The following is a 21,792-nucleotide window of genomic DNA, read 5'->3' as shown; positions in this document are numbered from 1 at the left end:
GGTTAAAGCTGATACTTGGAAAGAATGCATTGTACAGGCTGAAGCACGGCCGAGCGGTTCGCGCATCAGGGATGCCGATAAAAAAGGAATAAATACATGATCAAGGCCGGACACAACACAACGCAGCCCCCTCGAATTGAACGATTTGGCCGCCAGATGCCCCTAACGCGACCAATATCACGGCTTTAAACACCTTCGACATCGCACCCCGGCCAGCGCTTGGGTACAATTCCCCGTTAATTCGCTCGAGTTTCAGGAACATACCAATGATCGCTTGTCTGCGGCTGCTCTCTGCCCTCTGCCTCGCTGCCCTTCTCGCAGCCTGTGCCAGCTCGCCCTCGTCCAGCCTTGGCGAGCTGCCTCAAACCCCTGACGCCAGCATCGAGCAGTTGCTTGATCAGGCCGCCACAGCCAAAACACCCGAGCAGGCTGCAACGCTGCGCTTGAGTGCAGCCGACCTGGCCGCCCGCCAGAATGACGCAGGACGCGCTGCGCAGATCCTCGGACAGGTGCAAATCGATCAACTCAAACCCGGACTGCAGGTTTTCGCCAGCACATTGTCCGCAGAGCTGGCGATGGGCCGCAATCAGCCCAAGGCAGCACTGACCGCACTGAACCACCCAAGCATGCAACGCCTGGGCGAACTGTCGGTCGAGCAGCAGGTTCGCACCCACATGGTCAAGGCGCGCGCCCTGGAGGCCGATGGCCAGGCCCTGGCGGCCGTCAATGAGCGAGTATTCGCCGGCCCTCTGCTGCAAGGCGCAGAGGCCAGCGCCAACAATGATGCAATCTGGACGCTGGTCTCCGCTCTGCCGGCCGAGCAGCTGCAAAGTACCGCCAGCGGCGATATGGGCGGCTGGCTGAATCTGGCCCGCTCGATCAAAGGCGCAGGCACACTTGAGCAGCAACAGGCGGCCATCGACAACTGGAAAGCCCAGAACCCGAAACACCCGGCAGCGCTGCAACTGCCTACCGCCCTCGCCCAACTGCGCGCCCTGACCAGCGAGCCGATTACCAAAATCGCTCTGCTGCTGCCGCAGGACGGTCAACTGGCCGCAGTTGCCAAAGCGTTGCGCGAAGGTTTCATGGCCGCGCACTTCCAGGCACAACAAGCAGGACAGAATCCACCCGCCATCCAGGTGTTCGACAGCTCGCGCGTTACCTCGATGGATGAGCTCTACCGTCAGGCCCAGGCCGCTGGCGTACAGCTGGTCGTAGGTCCGCTGGAAAAGAACCTCGTCAAACAACTGAACAGCCGCCAGCAGCTTCCGATCACTACCCTGGCGCTGAACTACAGCGACACCAGCAACGAAGGCCCCGCTCAGCTGTATCAGTTTGGTCTGGCTGCCGAAGACGAAGCCCGCGAAGTTGCCCGTCGCGCCTGGGCCGATGGCAAGCGCAGCGCCGTAGCAATGGTGCCGAAAGGCGAATGGGGCGACCGCGTACTGGATGCCTTCCGCAAGAGCTGGCAGGCCAAGGGCGGTACGCTGATCGCAGCCGAGCACGTTGACCAGCCCGTAGAACTGGCACAACAGGTCGCCGATCTGTTCCAGTTACGCAACAGTGAAGGCCGCGCCCAGCGCCTGCAGAGCACTGCCGGTACTCAGGTAGCCGCGCAGCCAAGCCGTCGCCAGGACATTGACTTCATGTTCCTCGCCGCGACGCCGCAACAAGCGCAGCAGATCAAGCCAACCATGGTTTTCCAGTACGCAGGCGATGTTCCGGTCTACGCCACCTCGCACCTGTTCACCAACAGCAACGATCATGCGCAGTACATGGACCTCAACGGTGTGCGCTTCTGCGAGACGCCGTGGCTGTTGAACGCTGAAGACCCACTGCGCCAGCAAGTCACCGCGCAATGGCCACAAGCTGCTGGCAGCCTTGGCCGCCTGTACGCAATGGGCATCGACGCCTACCGCCTGGCCCCACGCCTTGCGCAACTCAAGGCGATGCCTGACAGCCGTATCGATGGCCTGTCGGGCAGCCTGAGCATCAACCCTGGCCGTCGCGTCGAGCGCCAGCTGCCATGGGCGGAGTTCGTCGACGGCAAGATCCAACGCCTGCCGGACACAGCGCCTTGATGCCACGCAGCAGCCGCCAACAAGCAGGGCGCGAGGCTGAAGCCTTCGCCCTGCAGTTTTTGCAACAACAGGGGCTGCACCTGATTGAACAAAACTGGTTATGCAAACGCGGCGAGCTTGATCTAGTCATGCTTGACGGCGATACAGTAGTATTCGTCGAAGTTCGCTACCGGCGCCATTCAGGCTGGGGTGGAGCCACGGAAAGCGTTGATTTTCGCAAGCAGGCAAAACTTGTCACTGCCGCACAGCTTTTTCTGCAGCAAGCAACAGACTGGGCCAGTCACCCCTGCCGTTTCGACGTGATCGCCATTGAAGGCCAGCCTGGCAACGCTGCACCGCTGAACTGGATCAAGAGTGCTTTTGACAGCTGACCTTGCGCTCGAGCAAAGCAGCTCCGCCGTGCTGATGATCTGCAATAGCTTCTACGCTCACCGATTTCGCTATTTGTTTTGCCGGCTGCACACCTTGTGTGCCGGATAGCTCCCGGGAGAACCCGGCGCATCCGTCCCGCCGCCGTACGCTCTAATTAAGGTCACATTGATGGACATGCAATCCCGAATTCGCCGGCTGTTCCAGGCCAGCATCGAAACCAAGCAACAGTCGATGGAAGTCCTTGCACCCTATATCGAGCAAGCCAGTCAGGTCATGGTCAATGCCCTGCTCAACGAGGGCAAGATGCTCGCGTGTGGCAACGGCGGGTCGGCTGGCGATGCACAGCACTTTTCCTCGGAACTGCTCAACCGTTTCGAGCGCGAGCGGCCGAGCCTTCCAGCCATCGCCCTGACAACCGACAGCTCGACGATCACCTCGATCGCCAACGATTACAGCTACAACGAAATCTTTTCCAAGCAGATCCGCGCACTGGGCCAGCCAGGTGATGTGCTGCTGGCCATTTCCACCAGCGGTAACTCGGCAAATATTATTCAGGCCATCCAGGCCGCACATGATCGCGAAATGATTGTCGTAGCATTGACGGGACGCGACGGTGGCGGCATGGCTTCCCTGCTATTGCCCGAGGACGTGGAGATCCGCGTACCTGCCAATGTCACGGCACGCATACAAGAAGTCCATCTGCTGGCGATCCATTGCCTTTGCGATTTGATCGACAGCCAACTGTTCGGGAGTGAAGAATGACCCCTAATCGTCTCAGCCTATTGGTTCTGACACTGTGCCTGAGCGTCACCGGATGCAGCTCGGTGATCACGGCCACTCGCGACAAGCCGATCGAAGATGATCGCGGCACCCGCACCTTCGGCAGCAAGATCGATGACTCGCTGATCGAGACCAAGGCAGCCGTCAACATTTCCAAAGCCAACCCTGATCTCGCAGAAGGCTCGCACATCGTTGTGACCAGCTTCAACGGCATCGTGCTGCTGGCTGGCCAGACACCCCGCGCCGACCTCAAGGCAATTGCCGAACAGGCCGCCAGCTCGGTCCAGCGCGTCAAGAAGGTCAACAACGAGTTGCAGGTCATGGCGCCCTCTTCGCTGCTGGCGCGTAACAACGATGCCTGGCTGACCACCAAGATCAAGAGCCAGATGATTGCCGACGCATCCATCCCCGGCTCGCGCATCAAGGTGGTGACCGAGAACGGTATTGTGTTCCTGCTGGGTCTGGTGACTCAGGATGAAGCCAATCGCGCCACCAACCTGGTACAGGGCGTTTCCGGCGTGCAGAAGATCGTCAAACTGTTTGAGTACATCGACTGACGGGTAACTGGCAGGCGAAAAAAAGGCGATCCGGAGATCGCCTTTTTTATTGCGCATTTTTTACTTCACGACCTTCAGACTCGGCCGGCCACTCGGGCGCGGTGGCTCGCTGTCGGGCGGAGTATCATCTTCGATCTCGATTTCCTCACCATCGTCCATGGAAGGCTCCAGATCGAAAACCATACCCTGACCGTTCTCAAGGGCATAAATGCCCAGGATGGCAGCTACAGGCACATAAAGCGTGTGTGGCACACCGCCGAAGCGGCCTTCGAAGCTGACGGCCTCGTTATCCATATGCAGATGACGCACCGCACTTGGCGAAACATTCAGGACAATCTGCCCGTCATTGGCAAACCCTTGCGGGACCTGCACCGAGGGGTAATCCGCATTGACCAGCACGTGCGGGGTGCAATCGTTATCGACGATCCACTCATAGAGAGCGCGAACAAGATAAGGGCGACTGGAGTTCATTAACGGCTCCTTAAGCCTTAGCGCATTTCACGTTCGGCAGCAGACAGACTCGCCTGAAAAGCCTCACGCGCAAATTGGCGCTCCATATAATCAAGCAACGGCTTGGCAGGCCGCGGCAATTCAATACCCAAAATTGGCAAACGCCAGAGTATGGGGAGTAGACAGCAGTCAACAAGACTTAGCTCGTCGCTCATGAAAAAAGCTTTTTCCGCGAACAACGGTGAAACCCCGGTCAGACTTTCACGAAGCTCCTTGCGCGCCTGAACACGAGCAGGCTCTTTGCTGCGCGTATCAAGGATCAGGTCCACAAGGCCACACCAGTCTCGCTGGATGCGATGGATCAGCAGACGGCTGTTGGCGCGGGCCACGGGATAGACAGGCAGCAAGGGCGGATGCGGATAGCGCTCATCCAGGTATTCCATCACCACCGTCGACTCGTACAACGCCAGGTCACGATCAACAAGAGTCGGCAAGCTGCCATACGGATTTACTTCAATCAGCTGCGGCGGATGACGAACTGCCACAACCTCAATGATTTCGGCGCTGACACCCTTCTCGGCGAGCACAATACGCACACGATGAGAATAGTGGTCGGCGGGGTCGGAGTAGCAGGCCAACCGGTTGGTCACGCCCATGGCGATCCTCCTCGCTTGTTAAAATTTATCGGACAGACGAACGAATACGCCTTAAGGGCGCATCCGATAATGAACGCAACAGGACAGGTGTTCGTCGCGGGCCACAAGATAGCTCATTTACGCGATGTAAATTCTGTAATCTTCGCCGACAGGCTTATAAATCTCGCAATATCGACGTGACACGCCAAGCTTGAAAACACCTCGATCGCAAAAATCACACCCATAAAAAAACGCCCAGCCCCGCGAGGGGATGGACGTTCTTTCTTTGAACGAAGAACGAATTAACGCTTCGAGTACTGCGGACGCTTACGCGCTTTACGCAGACCGACTTTCTTACGTTCAACTTCACGAGCATCGCGAGTCACGAAGCCTGCTTTACGCAGAGCGCCACGCAGAGTCTCGTCGTATTGCATCAGAGCGCGAGTGATACCGTGGCGGATTGCGCCAGCCTGACCACTTACACCGCCACCGATAACGGTGACGTAGATGTCGAACTTTTCAACTGTCTCGGTCAGTTCCAGCGGCTGACGAACTACCATGCGGGCAGTTTCGCGGCCGAAGAAATTGTCCAGGGAGCGGTTGTTGATCGAGATGTTACCAGTACCCGGACGCAGGAAAACGCGAGCGGTTGCGGTCTTGCGACGGCCAGTGCCGTAATTTTGAGTCGCCGACATAATGAACTATTCCGTTAAAACTTCAGTTCTTGGGGCTGCTGAGCAGTATGAGGGTGTACAGCGCCCGCATAGACTTTCAGCTTACGATACATGTCGCGACCCAGCGGGTTCTTAGGCAGCATGCCTTTGACCGCGGTCTCGATCACGCGCTCAGGAGCTTTGGCGATCAGCTTTTCGAAGTTGATCGACTTGATCCCGCCCGGAAAACCGGAGTGTGAGTAGTAGATCTTGTCGGTAGTTTTGGCACCAGTAACGCGGATCTGCTCGGCATTGATCACGACGATGTAGTCGCCGGTATCAACGTGCGGAGTGTATTCCGGTTTGTGCTTGCCACGCAGACGGCTCGCGATTTCGGTGGCCAGACGACCCAGGGTCTGACCAGCAGCGTCGACGACGAACCAGTCGCGCTTAACTGTTTCCGGTTTAGCAGTAAAAGTTTTCATTCTTTATAGCCTCAGGGGCCGCCCTGAAAATTAGACGGCGGATCTTACTGAATAGTGCGTACTTTGACAAGTCAAAGGCAGCCGGAAACAGACGCTATCGGGGGCTCGGGTCAGCGCGTCCGTTATACGGCAAGATTCTTCGGCAGACGGCGCATCACTTCCACTGCAAAGAGCTGGCGGATTATACAGACTGTAAAAATAACCTCAACCGGATTTTTTGTTCACATTCTGTTTATTGCCTGCGAGGCGTGGATTGGCGGATATTTACCCGCTTAGCACAAAGCCATCATGCGCACCTCTCGCAGAGATCCTGGCATGAGGAGGCTGGACACACCCGACAAAAAATAAGACGATCCAGCCGTTGCTTGACCATTTACCCATAATAAGAATAACGATTATGCCGATCCAACACGCTACTCTGCTGCGCCGCGTAAGCATTCTGACCACCGACAAGATGTTTGCCTCGACGGTCATGCAGGCCAAAGACTTCTTCCACTTAGCCAGCCTGCGCTACAGCAAACAACTGGGCCAGGGCCTGGTGCCCGCTTTCGAAACCCGCCTCGTCAGCCCGGACGGACTCTCCGTCAGCAGCTTCAGCGACGTCACATTGCCAGTCGACGGCGTGCTGTGCCAAAGCGACATCATCGTTATCCCGGCCTTTTGGGATGATTTTGAAACCCTGTGCGAACGCTACCCGCAGATCCTGCCCTGGCTGCGTGAGCAACACGCCAACGGTGCCGTACTCTGCGCCGAAGCCACCGGGGTCTACTGGCTTGCCGAGGCAGGATTGCTCGACGGCAAGGAAGCGACTACCTACTGGCGCTTCTTCGGTGCATTTGCCGAACGCTACCCCAAGGTGCTGCTCAACCAGGAAAAGCACCTGACTGACGCCGATAACGTGTACTGCGCAGGGGGCACGACGTCAGCGTGCGACCTCTACATCTACCTGATCGAGCGGTTCTGCGGTGCCAACGTCGCGCAGGCCGTGGCCCGCGATATTCTTTACGAGGTACGCCGCACCTACTCACCGGGCCGCATAGGCTTTGGCGGGCAGAAACTGCATCAGGACGTGGTGATTCTGCAGATTCAGCACTGGCTGGAAGAGCACTTTGCCGACAAGTTCCGCTTTGAAGATGTGGCCCGAGAGCACGGTATGAGCATTCGCAATTTCATGCGCCGCTTTCAGACCGCAACCGGTGACAAGCCGCTGCATTACCTGCAACGGCTGCGGATCGAAACGGCAAAGGGATTGCTGTCAGGGTCTCGCAAAAGCATCAAGACCATCAGCTACGAGGTGGGCTATGACGACGCCAGCTTCTTCGCCCGGCTGTTTCGCCAACACACCGAGCTGTCACCCAACCAGTACCGGCAGCAGTTCGAGAGCCAGAAGGAAAAGCTGTGAGCTGCAGCATGGGCGAGCTTCAAGCGTGCAGCTTGAAACTTGCCGCTTGCAGTCGCTGCTAGGGCTTGTGCGCCCGCGAGAGGAATTCGTGGGATTGCATTTCCAGCAGACGGCTCAGGGTGCGTTGAAACTCGAACATCAACCGGCCACCGGTGTACAGGTCCTTCAACTCAACCTCGGCTGAAATGATCAGCTTGACGTTGCGATCGTAGAACTCGTCGACCATGTTGATAAAACGTCGGGCGATGTCATCGGTAGAAACGTCCATCTGCTCGACGCCACTGATCAGCACAGCATGAAAGATCTTGCCCAGCTCGATGTAGTCGTTCTGGCTGCGTGGCCCGTCGCACAGCTCGCGGAAGTCGAACCAGGCCACATCATCACAGGTACGCAGAGCACGGATCTCGCGGTTTTCGATCATCAACACATCGTTTTCGATGGTTTCGGCGCAATCCGGGGTCAGGGCCTTGAAGCTTTTGCGCAGGCTTTCCTGCGCAACTTCGTTAAGCGGGAAGTGAAACAGCTCAGCCTGTTCCAGGTGACGCAGACGGTAATCGACGCCGCTGTCGACGTTGACGATGTCGGTGTTCTGTTTGATCAGCGCAATTGCAGGCAGGAAACGCGCGCGTTGCAGGCCGTCCTTGTACAAACCGTCCGGAACGATATTGGAGGTTGCCACCAGCGTTACGCCATTTTTGAACAGTTCTTCCATCAGCGTGCCCAGAATCATGGCATCGGTGATGTCGGAAACAAAGAACTCGTCGAAACAGATAACCCGTGCCTCGTCGGAAAAACGCTTGGCGATGATCGTCAGCGGATTTCGCTCGCCCTTGAGGGTCTTCATCTCTTCGTGCACGCGCTTCATGAAGCGGTGGAAGTGCGTACGGACCTTGTCCTGAAACGGCAGCGCGTCAAAGAACGTGTCGACCAGGTAGGTCTTGCCACGGCCCACGCCACCCCAGAAGTACAACCCCTTGACCAGGGTCGGCTCTTTCTTGCCGAACAGCTTGCCGAACAGGCCGGGCTTGCTGTCGTGAGCGGCAACCAGATCGTCATACAGGCGCTGCAAATGGCGCACAGCGTTTTCCTGCGCGGCATCGTGAAAGAAGTCCGGGCGTTTCAGATCAGATTGATATCGTTCTAGGGGCGTCATAATTCGTTAGCAAGGCAACAAAAACGGGTCGTCACTGTAGCGACGACCCCGGGGATTGGCAATCAGTCCTGTTGAGGAGCAAGTGCCAGCTTAAGGGTTTGAATCGCGTTGTCGCGCGCAATGGCATCGGCGAACTCCGGGCTATCGGCTACACACTCGCCGTCCAGCCACAGCGTGAAACCATTGGCTTCACTGCGCAGATCCAGCTCACCGCCCTGCTGCAACTGCTTGCTGGCGATGCCGGCCGCCTTGCCGTCGGCAAAATTGCGCGACAACAGCAGCTGCTCGCCATCGGCGGCCAGCAGGCGGAAACGGAAGCTGCCGTCGTCTTCACGGAAACTGACGAAACGCGCGCCCTTGGTGGCCTTTTTCTTGCCGGTATCGGCGTTTTGCACCGTGGCGCGGAACGAGCGCAGGCCCACCGCCTCACGCAGTTCCTCCAGAAACGGCGTGGCAACCCGGCGTGCCTTCTGCGCGCCGGCGAGCAGGATATCTTCGAGATCGGCAGGACGCTCGATCAGCCTCAGATATTTTTCACGGGGCTCACTCAATTGCGCATCCAGCAAGGTGAACAGACGATTCTTCGCTTCGCCCCAGCCCAGCCCCTGCAATAGATCGGAACGGAATTCAGCGCACTGCTCTGCCGTCGAAAACGCTTGATACAGGGTGAACAGGTGCGAGGTGTCCGGATCCTTCGCTTCACCCGGCGCGCGCGAGTCGGTGACGATGCGCGATATGGCGCTTTTCATCTCCTTGGCGCTGCTGAACAACGGAATGGTGTTGTCGTAGCTTTTCGACATCTTGCGCCCGTCCAGACCGGGTAGCGTGGCGACGCTCTCTTCGATCAAGGCCTCGGGCATGACAAAGAATTCCTTGCCATTGCCAAACAGGTGGTTGAACCGCTGGCCGATGTCGCGGGCCATTTCAACGTGCTGGATCTGGTCGCGCCCCACAGGAACCTGATGCGCATTGAACATCAGAATGTCAGCGGCCATCAGTACCGGATAGCTGTACAGCCCCATGGTGATGCCCGCATCCGGGTCCTCGCCACCTTCGACGTTCTTGTCCACTGATGCCTTGTAGGCGTGCGCGCGGTTAAGCAGGCCCTTGGCCGCCACGCAGGTAAGCAGCCAGGTCAGTTCCGGGATCTCTGGAATGTCCGACTGGCGATAGAAGGTCACACGATCAACGTCCAGGCCAGCTGCCAGCCAGGTCGCAGCGATTTCCAGACGCGAGCGCTGAATGCGCAGCGGGTCATCGCATTTGATCAACGCGTGGTAGTCGGCCAGAAAGTAGAACGAGTCGAAATCGCTCTGACGGCTGGCGACAATGGCCGGGCGAATCGCGCCCGCGTAGTTACCCAGATGGGGAGTGCCGGTGGTCGTGATACCGGTCAGGATACGAGTGGTCATGGCAGGTCGCTTATCTAAAGGATGCAATACGGGCTGCAATCAGTTGGAAAGTCGCGGCAGAAGCAGATCTTTCAGATCGGTCAGCTTGCCGTGAAAAAAGTGTCCGCATTCTGCCACTTTCAGCAGCTCATGGGGGCGTTGCAGCGCGACCGACCACGCATAGACCGTTTCAGGATCGATCACTTCATCGTCTTCTGGCTGAATGATCGTCAGCGGACAACCTTGCGGCAAGACGCTTTGATCCTTGAGCCGCGAGGCCGCTGCAGCAATCAGAAACAAATGCGTCAGTTTTTCGCCCTGCCCTTCAAGGCGACCACCCAGGTTGGCGGCAACGTAGCCACCGAAAGAAAAACCGAACAGCGTCATGGGCAGATCAGGATGTTGCGCACGCAGCCACTTGGCGGCAGCCTGGGCATCATCGATCTCACCTGGCCCGGCGACCGACGTACCGGCACTGGCACCGACACCGCGATAATTGAAGCGTAAGGTGATCAGACCTTGATCCCTTGCGGTACGCTGCAACGTCGAGACGACTTTATTGAGCATCGTTCCGCCCTGTATCGGGTTAGGATGGCAGATCAGTGCAAGGCCTCGGGCGTCAGGTACATCCTGATACAGCGCTTCGAGCTGGCCTTCTGGGCCATCGATAAATAATGGGGTTTCACGCATGAGCAAAACAGAACTCCGTGACCTCGAAATGGGTCGACTCGTCTAGCTGATTGTCTGCGGCTTGCATATCAACGATACGTCGCGGGTATACAGCGCCGGTTCCAGCCGTTAACGTAAAGCAAAGCCGTTTATAGAGGAAGGACTCGTGGAACACTCGCTCTTAGTCTGGTTGTTGCCGACGCTCGCCCTGGTGGCCGGTGTCGTCATTGGTTTTCTGGTAGCACGCCTGCTGCCCAACACCGTTCCGAACAGCACCCAGCGCCAGCTGGATGACATTCAGGAGCGTTTCGACACCTATCAGAACGAGGTAGTCACGCACTTCAACAGCACGGCCAATCTGGTACAGAAGCTTTCGCAGAGCTATCAGGATGTTCAGGAACACCTTGCCGAGGGCGCCAACCGTCTGGCTCTCGACGAGCTGACCCGCCAACGCTTGCTGGCCGCCCTGCACCCTGAGGCCAATCATGCGCACCGCGATCATCGCGACCGCCTGACCCCTCCGCGCGACACCGAGACACCCAAGGACTACGCCCCCAAGTCGCCCAACACGCCTGGAATGCTGGATGAGCATTACGGCCTGAAAAGGTAAGGATTCACAGCCACACAAAAGCCCGCTACAGAGAACATCTGCAGCGGGCTTTTTTGTGCCCTACCCCTTCGCGAGCAATGCGGATTGCCACGCCGGTCGCTCCCACAAGATCGTGCGTGCGCACCATTGTGGGAGCGAGCTTGCTCGCGAAGAGGCCAATGCAGGCGCTGAAAACCATTGGGCTTTCACGCCTGCATGCGTATCAGATCACGCTGCGGCTGCGCAGCAGATCCAGCACCTGTTTAACGCTTTCTTCCAGGTTGAGTGTCTGCGTATCGATCACCAGATCGGCATTCAGCGGCACGTCATACGGAAAGGACTCGCCAGGAATGTTGTCGCCATCAGCGGCATACAGGCCTTGCGGGTCACGCTCGCGGCAGACTGCTGGCGACGCCTGAACATAGACGGTCAGCAGACGATCCTTGCCGATCAGCGCCTTGGCGCGCTCACGGCCCTCGGCATCCGGCGCCACAAAGGCAGCCAGGGTCAGCAGGCCCGCTTCGTTGAACTGGCGCGCCACGTGGGCGGCACGGCTCCAGTTCTCGGTACGCCCGGCACGGTCCTGTGGCAAGCCCTTGTTCAGGTCATGACGCAGGTTCTGACCGTCCAGCACATAGACCGCACGGCCCATGTCGAACAACTTACGCTCGACCGCATACGCCAACGTACTTTTGCCTGCGCCGGACAGGCCGCTGAACAATACGGTAGCCGGCTGCTGGCCGAAACGCTGCGCACGCTCTTCAGTCGAGACGTGGGCCAGCTCGCCATGATGCTGCGAGCCACCGCCTGAAACCGGCTTGGCAATGATCATGCCCGCTGCCACAGTGCCATTGGTCAGACGATCGATGACGATGAACGAGCCAGTGGTGGGGTTTCTGTCATAGCCGTCCAGCGCGATGGGCGCATCGAGGCTGACTTTGACGCGTCCGATCTCGTTCAACTGCAACGAGCTGGCAGGGCCTTCCTGCAGCGTGTTCACATCGACCCGATGAGTAATGCTGGCAATAGAGCCAGGCACATAGCTGGTAGCGCGCTTGATGTCGTACTTCTTGCCCGGCAGCATGGGCTCTTCGGCCATCCACACCAGCATCGCGTCGAACGCATCGCTGACCTGTGGGACGTTGTCGGCATGCACCAGCAGATCACCGCGGGAAATGTCGATCTCGTCTTCCATGGTCAGCGTCACGGCCTGCCCCGGACCGGCCTGCTCCAGCTCGCCTTCAAAAGTGACGATGGACTTCACACGGCTGCTCTTGCCCGACGGCAGCACGACGATCTCGTCGCCCTTGTGCACGATACCGCTGGCCAGCGTACCGGCGAAACCGCGGAAGTTCAGGTTTGGACGGTTGACGTACTGCACCGGGAAACGCAGGTCCGCATAGTTGCGGTCGCTGGCGATTTCGACGGTCTCGAGAATTTCCATCAGCGACTGGCCGGTGTACCAGGGCGAACGCTCGCTCTTGTTCACCACGTTGTCGCCCTTGAGCGCTGACATTGGAACAAACGCCATGGTGGTCGGCTTGAACGCGATACCCTCGGCGAACTTCAGGTAATCGGCCTTGATCGACTCGAACACGCCCTCATCGAAGCCGTTGAGGTCCATCTTGTTGATGGCGACGACGATGTGCTTGATACCCAGCAGAGAGGCGATATAGCTGTGACGACGGGTCTGGGTCTGCACGCCATAGCGCGCGTCCACCAGAATGATCGCCAGGTCACAGGTCGAAGCGCCGGTGGCCATGTTACGGGTGTACTGCTCATGGCCCGGTGTATCGGCAATGATGAACTTTCGCTTGGCCGTGGAGAAATAGCGATAGGCAACATCGATAGTGATGCCCTGCTCCCGCTCGGCCTGCAGACCATCCACCAGCAACGCCAGATCGACGTCATCGCCAGTGGTGCCGGACTTCTTCGAGTCCCGGGTGATGGCTTCAAGGTGATCTTCATAGATCATCTTCGAGTCATGCAGCAGACGCCCGATCAGCGTGCTCTTGCCGTCATCGACGTTGCCACAGGTAAGAAAGCGCAGCATTTCCTTGCGTTCGTGCTGGCCCAGGTAGGCGAGGATGTCCTCGCTGATCAAATCAGATTGATGCGACATGTGACACCCCTTAGAAATAACCCTGACGTTTCTTTTCTTCCATCGAGCCAGCGCCGTCATGGTCAATGACCCGGCCCTGGCGCTCGGAAGTTCGCGTCAGCAACATTTCCTGAATGATGTCGGTCAGGCTGGTCGCTTCGGACTCGACAGCACCGGTCAGCGGGTAGCAGCCGAGGGTGCGGAAACGGACCTTTTTCTTGACGATGCGCGACTTCTCTTCATCGGTGAGATGCTCGAGGATGCGCTCGTCGTCGATCATGATCAGCGTACCGTTCTTCTCGATCACGTCGCGCTCGGCGGCGAAGTACAGCGGCACGATAGGGATGCCTTCAAGGTAGATGTACTGCCAGATGTCCAGCTCGGTCCAGTTGGAGAGCGGGAACACCCGGATAGACTCGCCTTTGTTGACGTTGCCGTTATAGACATTCCACAGCTCGGGGCGCTGGTTTTTAGGGTCCCAGCGATGTTTGCTGTCGCGGAACGAATAGACGCGTTCCTTGGCCCGGGACTTTTCTTCGTCGCGCCGGGCACCGCCGAAAGCGGCATCGAAACCATGCTTGTCGAGCGCCTGCTTCAGGCCCTCGGTCTTCATGATGTCGGTATGTTTGGCGCTTCCGTGGGTGAAGGGGTTGATGCCCTGCGCCACACCATCGGGGTTGATGTGAGTGATCAGGTCCAGGCCCATTTCCTCGACCATCTTGTCGCGAAAACGATACATCTCCTGGAATTTCCAGCGAGTATCGACGTGCATGACCGGGAATGGCAATTTACCGGGGAAGAATGCCTTGCGCGCCAGGTGCAGCATCACGGCCGAATCCTTGCCGATCGAGTACAGCATCACCGGGTTATCGAACTCGGCGGCGACCTCGCGGATAATGTGGATGCTTTCCGCCTCCAGCTGTTTCAGATGCGTCAGTTTGTCAACCATGGCTACTCACGGATTGCGTTCGTTATGGACCGGGAAACCCCGGGGCGGCCTGCGGGCCGTATTCGAGCCGAGCACTTTAACATGCGTGATATCGCTAATCAGCGATGCAGCTAGATCGAAACGATCTATGCATATGCCCTGCTGTTTGATCGTTCAAATCGGGTTCGGGCAGTCGATGAAGATATGCTCGAGTGCAAAGCGTCGGGCCAGGTAGTCACCCAGGGCCTGAACGCCATATCGCTCGGTGGCGTGATGACCGGCCGCGATGAAGCTGATGTCGTTCTCCCGTGCGCTGTGGAATGTCTGCTCCGACGCTTCGCCACTCAGGAACAGATCGACGCCTTCCAGCACTGCCTGATCAATGTAGTTCTGACCACCGCCCGTGCACCAGCCGACACGGCGAATCATCTGACTGCCTTCGATAAGCAATGGCTCACGCCCCAGCGCATCCTGCACGCGACGGGCAAAATCCCGCGGCGTCATGGGTTCGGACAACGAACCGATCAAGCCGACCACTCGCGAATTTTCGGGGTCCAGCGGGCCTTCGACAGTGATGTCCAACTGACGTGCCAGCTGCACGTTATTGCCCACTTCAGGGTGCACGTCCAGCGGCAGGTGGTAGGCAAGCAGGCTGATGTCGTGCTTGAGCAGAGTTTTCAGGCGACGCTGCTTCATGCCGACAACACAGCGGTTTTCGCCTTTCCAGAAATAACCGTGATGGACCAGAATCAGATCAGCCTGAGCCTCTACGGCAGCGTCCAGCAATGCCTGGCTGGCCGTCACGCCGCTGACGATGCGCATCACTTGAGGCCGACCCTCGACCTGAAGGCCATTAGGGCAATAATCCTGAATCCGGGCACTGTTCAGATAGCGGTCGGCTTCTTCGACCAGGGTGCTCAGGGCAACAGCCATAAAAGACTCCTAAATATGCAGTTCAGAGCTGCGTTGTACTCGTATAATGCCCGCCATTATGGCGCACCCGTGGCAAAACTTTCTGCGCCTGCAACCATCAGGACTTGTTAAATGTTCAAGGCACTGCGTTTTTTCGGCTGGCCATTGCTGGCTGGCGTGCTTATCGCCATGCTGATTATTCAGCGCTATCCGCAGTGGGTCGGCCTGCCGAGCCTGGATGTCAATCTGCAACAGGCTCCGCAGACCACCAACGTCATGCAAGGTCCGTCGTCCTATGCCGATGCGGTCATTGCCGCAGCGCCCGCGGTGGTCAACCTCTACACCACCAAGATGGTCAACAAGGGCAACAACCCGCTTTTCGAAGACCCGCAGTTCCGGCGCTTCTTCGGCGACAACACGCCCAAGCAGAAGCGCATGGAGTCGAGCCTTGGCTCTGGCGTCATGATGAGCCCCGAAGGCTACATACTGACCAATAACCACGTCACCACAGGCGCGGACCAGATCGTGGTGGCGCTAAAAGACGGCCGCGAAACCATTGCCCGGGTCATCGGCAATGACCCGGAAACCGACCTGGCGGTGCTCAAGATCGATTTGAAAAACCTGCCCGCGATTACCATCGCGCGCTCTGACAGCATTCGCATCGGCGACGTTGCACTGGCGATCGGCAACCCGTTCGGGGTCGGTCAGACCGTGACCATGGGGATCATCAGTGCCACCGGGCGCAATCAATTGGGCCTCAACACTTATGAAGACTTCATTCAGACCGATGCGGCCATCAACCCGGGTAACTCGGGCGGTGCGCTGGTAGACGCCAGCGGCAATCTGATCGGTATCAATACCGCGATTTTTTCCAAGTCCGGCGGCTCCCAGGGCATCGGCTTCGCTATTCCGACCAAATTGGCAATGGATGTCATGAAGTCGATCATCGAGCACGGCCAGGTCATTCGTGGCTGGCTGGGCATCGAAGTTCAACCGCTGACCCAGGAACTGGCCGAATCCTTCGGGCTGAAGGATCGTCCAGGTATCGTTGTGGCCGGCATCTTCCGCGACGGACCGGCGCAGAAAGCCGGCCTGCAACTGGGCGACGTGATCCTGAGCATCAATGGCGAACCTGCCGGCGACGGTCGTCGCTCGATGAACCAGGTGGCGCGCACCAAACCCAAGGACAAGATTGCTATCGACGTGATGCGCAACGGCAAGGAGATGCGCCTGAGCGCCGAGGTCGGCCTGCGCCCACCACCCGCCCCGACACCCGCCGCAGCGCCGGAGTGATGCGCCATTACCTGAAAGTGCGGTACAGCACAGATCTGTGACGCCGGGAATAAAGGGCATCCGGGCTTCTGCCCGAAGGGCGTGGGGGGGCGAGCTTGCTCGCGAAGAAAGTGTTTCAATCGATGCATTTTCGGCGCTAGTGCAGGCCCTTTCGCGAGCAAGCTCGCTCCCACAGATCCGAGTGTTTTCAAACCATGCGAGACACTCACACAGGTCCTGGGTGTTTTCAAGCCATGTGAAACACTTACACAGGTCAGGGGTGTTTCAAGCCATGTGGATGCTCTGCGGCAGCGATGATCTGGTGGGAGCGAGCTTGCTCGCGAATACGGTGTTTCAGTCGATGCATTTTCGGCGCTTGTGCAGGCCCTTTCGCGAGCAAGCTCGCTCCCACAGATCCGGAGTGTTTTCAAACCATGCGAGACACTCACACAGGTCCTGGGTGTTTTCAAGCCATGTGAAACACTTACACAGGTCAGGGGTGTTTCAAGCCATGTGGATGCTCTGCGGCAGCGATGATCTGGTGGGAGCGAGCTTGCTCGCGAAGGCGGATTACCTGATCAATGGAGTTTCAGCGGCTGCACGGGCTTCTTCGCGAGCAAGCTCGCTCCCGCAGACCCGGAATGTTTTCGAGCCATTTGGATTACTCACATAGGTCGGCGGTGTTTCCAGGCCATGCGGATGCTCTGCGGCATCGATGATCCTGTGGCAGCGCAAGGTCAGCCCGTTTTCGGGCTGACCGATCCGCGTCTCAGATATCGCTCAACCCTTCCAGCAACGCCTGATGCTGCTCTGGCGTGCCGATGCTGATGCGCAGGAACTGGGCGATTCGCTGCTGTTTGAAGTGGCGAACGATGACGCCCTGCTCGCGCAGTTTCGCAGCCAGGGCTGCAGCATCGTGTTGCGGGTGGCGGGCGAAGATGAAGTTGGCTGCCGATGGCAGCACTTCAAAGCCTTTGCCCTGCAACTGTTCGACCAGCGCCTCGCGGCTTTCGATGACCTTGTTGCGCGTCGACTCGAAGTGCTCGCGATCCTCGAAAGCTGCCGCACCACCCACATTGGCCATACGGTCCAGCGGATAGGAGTTGAAGCTGTTCTTGACCCTCTCCAGCGCTTCGATCAGATCAGGATGCCCCACCGCCAGGCCGACACGCAGACCGGCCAGCGAGCGCGACTTTGACAAGGTCTGAGTGACCAGCAGGTTCGGGTAGCGATCAACCAGCGTGATCGCGGTCTCGCCACCAAAGTCGATGTACGCTTCGTCAACGACGACCACTGAATCCGGGCTGGCCTTGATAATCTGCTCGACCTTGTCCAGACCGAGCAGGCAACCGGTCGGTGCATTCGGGTTAGGGAAAATGATCCCGGCATTGGGTCTGGCGTAGTCTTCGGCACGAATCTGGAACTGATCGTCCAGCGCGATCAGTTCGTAATCGATCCCGTACAGACCGCAGTAGACCGGATAGAAGCTGTAGCTGATGTCCGGAAACAGCAGCGAAGCATCGTGCTGAAACAAAGCGTGGAAAATGTGCGCCAGCACTTCATCCGAGCCATTGCCCAGGAACACCTGATTGGGCTGCACCTTGTAGTAATCGGCGACAGCGTGCTTGAGCAGGTCGCTGTTGGGGTCCGGGTACAGACGCAAGTCGTCGGTCAGCGCGGCACGCATGGCCTCGACAGCCTTGGGCGACGGGCCATACGGGTTTTCATTGGTATTGAGCTTGACCAGCCGGGTCAACTTCGGCTGCTCGCCCGGCACATAAGGCACCAGATCGCTGACGAAAGGACTCCAGAATTTGCTCATTATTTGCCGTCCTCTGTATTGCCTGCTTTCCAGTCGGGATCAGTAATTCGATATTCAGCACTGCGGGCATGGCCGCTAAGGGATTCGCCACGAGCCAGCACCGACGCTGTCTTACCCAGCTCGGACGCACCCTGCGGCGAGCAGTAGATGATAGACGAGCGCTTCTGAAAATCGTACACGCCCAGCGGCGAGGAAAAACGTGCCGTGCCGGAGGTCGGCAGTACGTGGTTGGGACCTGCGCAATAGTCGCCCAGTGCTTCGGAGGTGTGGCGCCCCATGAAGATCGCACCCGCATGGCGGATCTGTGGCAGCCAGGCTTCCGGATCGGCGACGGACAATTCAAGGTGCTCAGGCGCAATGCGATTGGCAACTTCGATGGCTTGCGCCATGTCTGCCACTTTTATCAATGCGCCGCGACCGTTGATCGACGTTTCGACGATAGCCGCGCGCTCCATGGTTGGCAGCAGACGCGTGATACTGGCGGCAACCTTGTCGAGAAAATCGGCATCCGGGCTGACCAGAATGGCCTGGGCATCTTCATCGTGCTCGGCCTGGGAGAACAGGTCCATGGCAATCCAGTCAGGATCGGTCTGGCCGTCACACGCCACAAGAATCTCGGAAGGACCGGCGATCATGTCGATCCCGACCTGACCGAATACGTGGCGCTTGGCGGTGGCCACATAAATATTCCCGGGGCCGACAACCTTATCGACCTTTGGCACGCTTTCAGTGCCGTAGGCCAGCGCTGCCACAGCTTGCGCACCGCCGATGGTGAACACCCGGTCGACACCCGCAATACAGGCAGCGGCCAGCACCAGTTCGTTGATTTCACCACGCGGTGTCGGCACGACCATGACCACCTCGGTCACGCCCGCCACTTTGGCCGGAATGGCATTCATCAATACCGAAGACGGGTACGAGGCTTTGCCACCGGGCACATACAGGCCTGCGCGGTCCAGCGGCGTAACCTTCTGGCCCAGCACCGTGCCATCGGCCTCGGTATAGCTCCAGGAATCCTGTTTCTGTTTCTCGTGGTAGCTGCGCACACGCTCGGCGGCTTTTTCCAGCGCCTCGCGCTGGACCGGCGTGATGCGGGTCAATGCCAGTTCCAAGCGCTCGCGAGGCAGAATCAGGTCGGCCATCGACGCGACCTGCAGCCCGTCAAACTTCTGGGTGAACTCGACCAACGCCTCGTCGCCGCGCTCACGTACCGCCTTGATGATGTCGAGCACGCGCTGGTTGACCGAGTCGTCAGACACGCTTTCCCAGCTCAGCAGGTGATCCAGATGTCGTGCGAAATCCGGGTCAGCAGCGTCGAGTCGGCGAATTGCAGTGGGCGTGGTCATAGCGGGGGCCTCAATAATTGGCGGATGCTCAGGAGCCTAAAGCTACCAAGCTATCCGCGCAGGCACCTGAGAAATTTGGCTATGACACGGATAGCTGGACGCAACTCAACGTTGCGTGAATGAATCAGCTACGGTGTCGCGACTCCACTGCCTTGCGCAGGGTGTCGATGAGGGCCTGAATGCGTGCGTGCTGCATCTTCATGGAAGCCTTGTTGACTACCAGACGCGAGCTGATGGTAGCGATCAGTTCCTGAGGCTCAAGGCCATTGGCTCGCAAGGTATTACCGGTGTCGACTACGTCGATGATCTTGTCTGCCAGACCGATCAGCGGTGCCAGCTCCATGGAACCGTACAGCTTGATGATATCGACCTGACGACCCTGTTCGGCGTAGTAACGCTTGGCAACGTTGACGAACTTGGTCGCCACGCGCAGACGGCCCTTGGGCTCGACCGCACCGATGGCACCGGCAGTCATCAGCTTGCACTTGGCAATCTGCAGGTCCAGAGGCTCGTAAAGGCCCTGGCCGGTATATTCCATCAACACATCCTTGCCCGCGACGCCCAGATCGGCGGCACCATGCTCGACATAGGTCGGCACATCGGTGGCACGCACGATCAGCAGGCGCACATCGGCCTGAGTCGTGGGGATGATGAGCTTGCGGCTCTTGTCCGGATTCTCGGTCGGCACGATGCCCGCTTCAGCGAGAAGCGGCAGGGTGTCGTCAAGAATGCGGCCCTTGGACAGTGCGATGGTCAACATGGGAAACGTAAGTCCTTATCAGGAAACTTTTGTCACGACGCAAGCGGCGCATGACAACCCTCAAGCGTGTTCGGCCTGAAGTGAAACGAATCAGAAATCACACCCGCGACAGAACAGGCGGCCCCGATGCCAGTGGCATCAGGGCCACGCGCTACTAGCCCGGAACGCGGCGGATCTTGGCGCCCAGCATTTGCAGCTTCTCTTCGATGCACTCGTAACCACGATCGATGTGGTAGATGCGGTCGATCAGCGTGTCGCCCTGGGCAACCAGCGCAGAGATCACCAGACTGGCCGATGCACGCAGGTCGGTCGCCATGACTGGCGCGCCCTTGAGCACTTCGGTGCCGGTGACAATGGCAGTGTTGCCTTCAACCTGGATCTGAGCGCCCATGCGGTGCATTTCATACACGTGCATGAAGCGGTTTTCAAAGATGGTCTCGATGACCGCACCCGTACCTTCGGCAATCGCATTGAGCGAGATGAACTGCGCCTGCATGTCGGTCGGAAACGCAGGATACGGCGCGGTACGCACGTTGACAGCCTTTGGACGCTTGCCGTGCATGTTCAGCTCGATCCAGTCTTCACCGGTCGTGACTTCGGCACCGGCTTCCTGAAGCTTGAGCAGCACCGCTTCAAGGATGGTCGGATCAGTGTCCTTGACCTTGACGCGACCACCGGTAACGGCAGCGGCTACCAGATAGGTGCCGGTCTCGATACGGTCAGGCATGACCTTGTAGGTGGCCGGGCCCAGACGCTTGACGCCATCGATAGTGATGGTGTCGGTGCCTGCGCCGTGAATTTTTGCGCCCATCGCGATCAGGAAGTTGGCCAGATCGACAACCTCGGGCTCGCGAGCAGCGTTCTGCAGAACGCTGCGGCCGTTGGCGAGGCTGGCGGCCATCATGATGTTTTCAGTACCGGTCACACTCACGGTATCGAAGAAGAAGTTGGCACCACGCAGGCCACCCTCGGGTGCCTTGGCCTTGATGTAGCCACCCTCGACATCGATGATCGCGCCCATGGCCTCAAGACCGCGGATATGCAGATCAACCGGACGCGAACCAATGGCGCAGCCGCCTGGCAGCGCCACTTCGGCCTCGCCGAAGCGAGCGACCATCGGGCCCAATACCAGAATCGACGCACGCATGGTTTTCACCAGTTCGTACGGGGCGACCAGAGTCTTGATGGTGCGCGGGTCGATCTCGACGCTGAGCTTTTCATCGATCACAGGCTCGATGCCCATGCGACCGAACAGCTCGATCATGGTGGTGATGTCGTGCAGGTGGGGCAGGTTCTGAACAGTAACCGGCCCGTCAGCCAGCAATGTGGCGGCAAGGATCGGCAAGGCAGAGTTCTTTGCCCCGGAGATGCGAATTTCGCCATCAAGACGAACGCCGCCGGTAATAATCAATTTATCCATTAGAGTCTCGACAC

The 21,792-nt window shown here is 58.4% G+C and carries 21 protein-coding genes; 7 read left to right on the top strand and 14 right to left on the bottom strand.

Going from position 1 to position 21,792, the window contains the following annotated elements; translation table 11 throughout:
* The first annotated feature begins 266 nt into the window (after nt 1-266).
* The 4 genes from AC4ANK_RS06865 (at nt 267) to AC4ANK_RS06850 (ending at nt 3,790) form a co-directional block, all read left to right on the top strand.
* On the top strand, nt 267-2,081 hold the full coding sequence (locus tag AC4ANK_RS06865; RefSeq protein ID WP_460383311.1) for a penicillin-binding protein activator: 1,815 nt from the start codon (nt 267-269) through the stop codon (nt 2,079-2,081).
* Entirely contained in the window at nt 2,081-2,452 is a 372-nt protein-coding gene (locus AC4ANK_RS06860; RefSeq protein ID WP_005745001.1) for a YraN family protein, read from the top strand. The genes AC4ANK_RS06865 and AC4ANK_RS06860 overlap by 1 nt, the downstream gene beginning before the upstream one ends.
* 169 nt (nt 2,453-2,621) lie before the next feature.
* On the top strand, nt 2,622-3,215 hold the full coding sequence (locus AC4ANK_RS06855) for a phosphoheptose isomerase (protein ID WP_002555059.1): 594 nt from the start codon (nt 2,622-2,624) through the stop codon (nt 3,213-3,215).
* A complete protein-coding gene (locus AC4ANK_RS06850) occupies nt 3,212-3,790 on the top strand; it encodes a BON domain-containing protein (protein ID WP_002555060.1) in 579 nt (192 codons plus the stop codon). Before AC4ANK_RS06855 ends, AC4ANK_RS06850 begins: the two co-directional genes overlap by 4 nt.
* 60 nt (nt 3,791-3,850) lie before the next feature.
* Here the strand turns inward: AC4ANK_RS06850 and AC4ANK_RS06845 are convergent, their stop codons facing one another.
* The 4 genes from AC4ANK_RS06845 to rplM form a co-directional block, all read right to left on the bottom strand.
* Nucleotides 3,851-4,261 (bottom strand): ClpXP protease specificity-enhancing factor, encoded by a 411-nt coding sequence (locus AC4ANK_RS06845; protein WP_002555061.1) that lies wholly within the window; start codon nt 4,259-4,261, stop codon nt 3,851-3,853.
* Between the two features lie 17 nt (nt 4,262-4,278).
* Nucleotides 4,279-4,896, bottom strand: a complete 618-nt coding sequence (locus AC4ANK_RS06840; RefSeq protein WP_460383314.1) for a glutathione S-transferase N-terminal domain-containing protein — start codon at nt 4,894-4,896, stop codon at nt 4,279-4,281.
* Nucleotides 4,897-5,177: 281 nt separating this feature from the next.
* Nucleotides 5,178-5,570 (bottom strand): 30S ribosomal protein S9, encoded by a 393-nt coding sequence (gene rpsI / locus AC4ANK_RS06835; RefSeq protein WP_002555064.1) that lies wholly within the window; start codon nt 5,568-5,570, stop codon nt 5,178-5,180.
* A gap of 14 nt (nt 5,571-5,584) precedes the next feature.
* Complete coding sequence (gene rplM, locus AC4ANK_RS06830; protein ID WP_002555065.1) at nt 5,585-6,013, bottom strand: 50S ribosomal protein L13; 429 nt, start codon at nt 6,011-6,013, stop codon at nt 5,585-5,587.
* 454 nt (nt 6,014-6,467) lie between these two features.
* Between rplM and AC4ANK_RS06825 the strand changes: the two genes are divergently transcribed.
* Entirely contained in the window at nt 6,468-7,415 is a 948-nt protein-coding gene (locus AC4ANK_RS06825) for a GlxA family transcriptional regulator (protein ID WP_162836990.1), read from the top strand.
* A 58-nt stretch (nt 7,416-7,473) separates the two neighbouring features.
* On the opposite strand, the gene zapE is transcribed toward AC4ANK_RS06825, so the two are convergent.
* The 3 genes from zapE to AC4ANK_RS06810 form a co-directional block, all read right to left on the bottom strand.
* Nucleotides 7,474-8,568, bottom strand: coding sequence for a cell division protein ZapE (gene zapE, locus AC4ANK_RS06820; protein ID WP_002555066.1), 1,095 nt, complete (start codon nt 8,566-8,568; stop codon nt 7,474-7,476).
* Nucleotides 8,569-8,630: 62 nt separating this feature from the next.
* A complete protein-coding gene (locus AC4ANK_RS06815; protein ID WP_002555067.1) occupies nt 8,631-9,980 on the bottom strand; it encodes a tryptophan--tRNA ligase in 1,350 nt (449 codons plus the stop codon).
* Between the two features lie 39 nt (nt 9,981-10,019).
* A complete protein-coding gene (locus tag AC4ANK_RS06810; protein WP_031595000.1) occupies nt 10,020-10,649 on the bottom strand; it encodes an alpha/beta hydrolase in 630 nt (209 codons plus the stop codon).
* Nucleotides 10,650-10,794: 145 nt separating this feature from the next.
* Here AC4ANK_RS06810 and AC4ANK_RS06805 point away from each other — a divergent pair, with 145 nt between their 5' ends.
* Nucleotides 10,795-11,238: a Z-ring associated ZapG family protein gene (locus AC4ANK_RS06805; RefSeq protein ID WP_002555069.1), complete on the top strand. Its 444-nt coding sequence runs from the start codon at nt 10,795-10,797 to the stop codon at nt 11,236-11,238.
* Nucleotides 11,239-11,440: 202 nt separating this feature from the next.
* On the opposite strand, the gene cysN is transcribed toward AC4ANK_RS06805, so the two are convergent.
* The 3 genes from cysN to AC4ANK_RS06790 form a co-directional block, all read right to left on the bottom strand.
* A complete protein-coding gene (gene cysN, locus AC4ANK_RS06800) occupies nt 11,441-13,339 on the bottom strand; it encodes a sulfate adenylyltransferase subunit CysN (protein WP_002555070.1) in 1,899 nt (632 codons plus the stop codon).
* Between the two features lie 10 nt (nt 13,340-13,349).
* Nucleotides 13,350-14,267, bottom strand: coding sequence for a sulfate adenylyltransferase subunit CysD (gene cysD / locus AC4ANK_RS06795; RefSeq protein ID WP_002555071.1), 918 nt, complete (start codon nt 14,265-14,267; stop codon nt 13,350-13,352).
* Between the two features lie 153 nt (nt 14,268-14,420).
* Nucleotides 14,421-15,179: a Nif3-like dinuclear metal center hexameric protein gene (locus AC4ANK_RS06790; RefSeq protein ID WP_460383319.1), complete on the bottom strand. Its 759-nt coding sequence runs from the start codon at nt 15,177-15,179 to the stop codon at nt 14,421-14,423.
* Nucleotides 15,180-15,290: 111 nt separating this feature from the next.
* Between AC4ANK_RS06790 and algW the strand changes: the two genes are divergently transcribed.
* Complete coding sequence (gene algW, locus AC4ANK_RS06785) at nt 15,291-16,451, top strand: Do family serine endopeptidase AlgW (RefSeq protein ID WP_002555073.1); 1,161 nt, start codon at nt 15,291-15,293, stop codon at nt 16,449-16,451.
* Nucleotides 16,452-17,199: 748 nt separating this feature from the next.
* Here algW and hisC read toward each other — a convergent pair.
* The 4 genes from hisC to murA all read right to left on the bottom strand — a co-directional run bounded on the left by hisC (nt 17,200) and on the right by murA (nt 21,778).
* Entirely contained in the window at nt 17,200-18,252 is a 1,053-nt protein-coding gene (gene hisC, locus AC4ANK_RS06780; protein WP_460383322.1) for a histidinol-phosphate transaminase, read from the bottom strand.
* Nucleotides 18,252-19,598, bottom strand: a complete 1,347-nt coding sequence (hisD, locus tag AC4ANK_RS06775; RefSeq protein WP_002555076.1) for a histidinol dehydrogenase — start codon at nt 19,596-19,598, stop codon at nt 18,252-18,254. Before hisD ends, hisC begins: the two co-directional genes overlap by 1 nt.
* A gap of 124 nt (nt 19,599-19,722) precedes the next feature.
* Complete coding sequence (hisG, locus tag AC4ANK_RS06770; RefSeq protein ID WP_002555077.1) at nt 19,723-20,358, bottom strand: ATP phosphoribosyltransferase; 636 nt, start codon at nt 20,356-20,358, stop codon at nt 19,723-19,725.
* A gap of 154 nt (nt 20,359-20,512) precedes the next feature.
* Nucleotides 20,513-21,778 (bottom strand): UDP-N-acetylglucosamine 1-carboxyvinyltransferase, encoded by a 1,266-nt coding sequence (murA, locus tag AC4ANK_RS06765; protein ID WP_002555078.1) that lies wholly within the window; start codon nt 21,776-21,778, stop codon nt 20,513-20,515.
* Between the last annotated feature and the right edge of the window lie 14 nt (nt 21,779-21,792).

Source organism: Pseudomonas sp. Pmew2, assembly GCF_058129885.1.
This window is presented reverse-complemented; position numbering and strand designations above follow the sequence as displayed.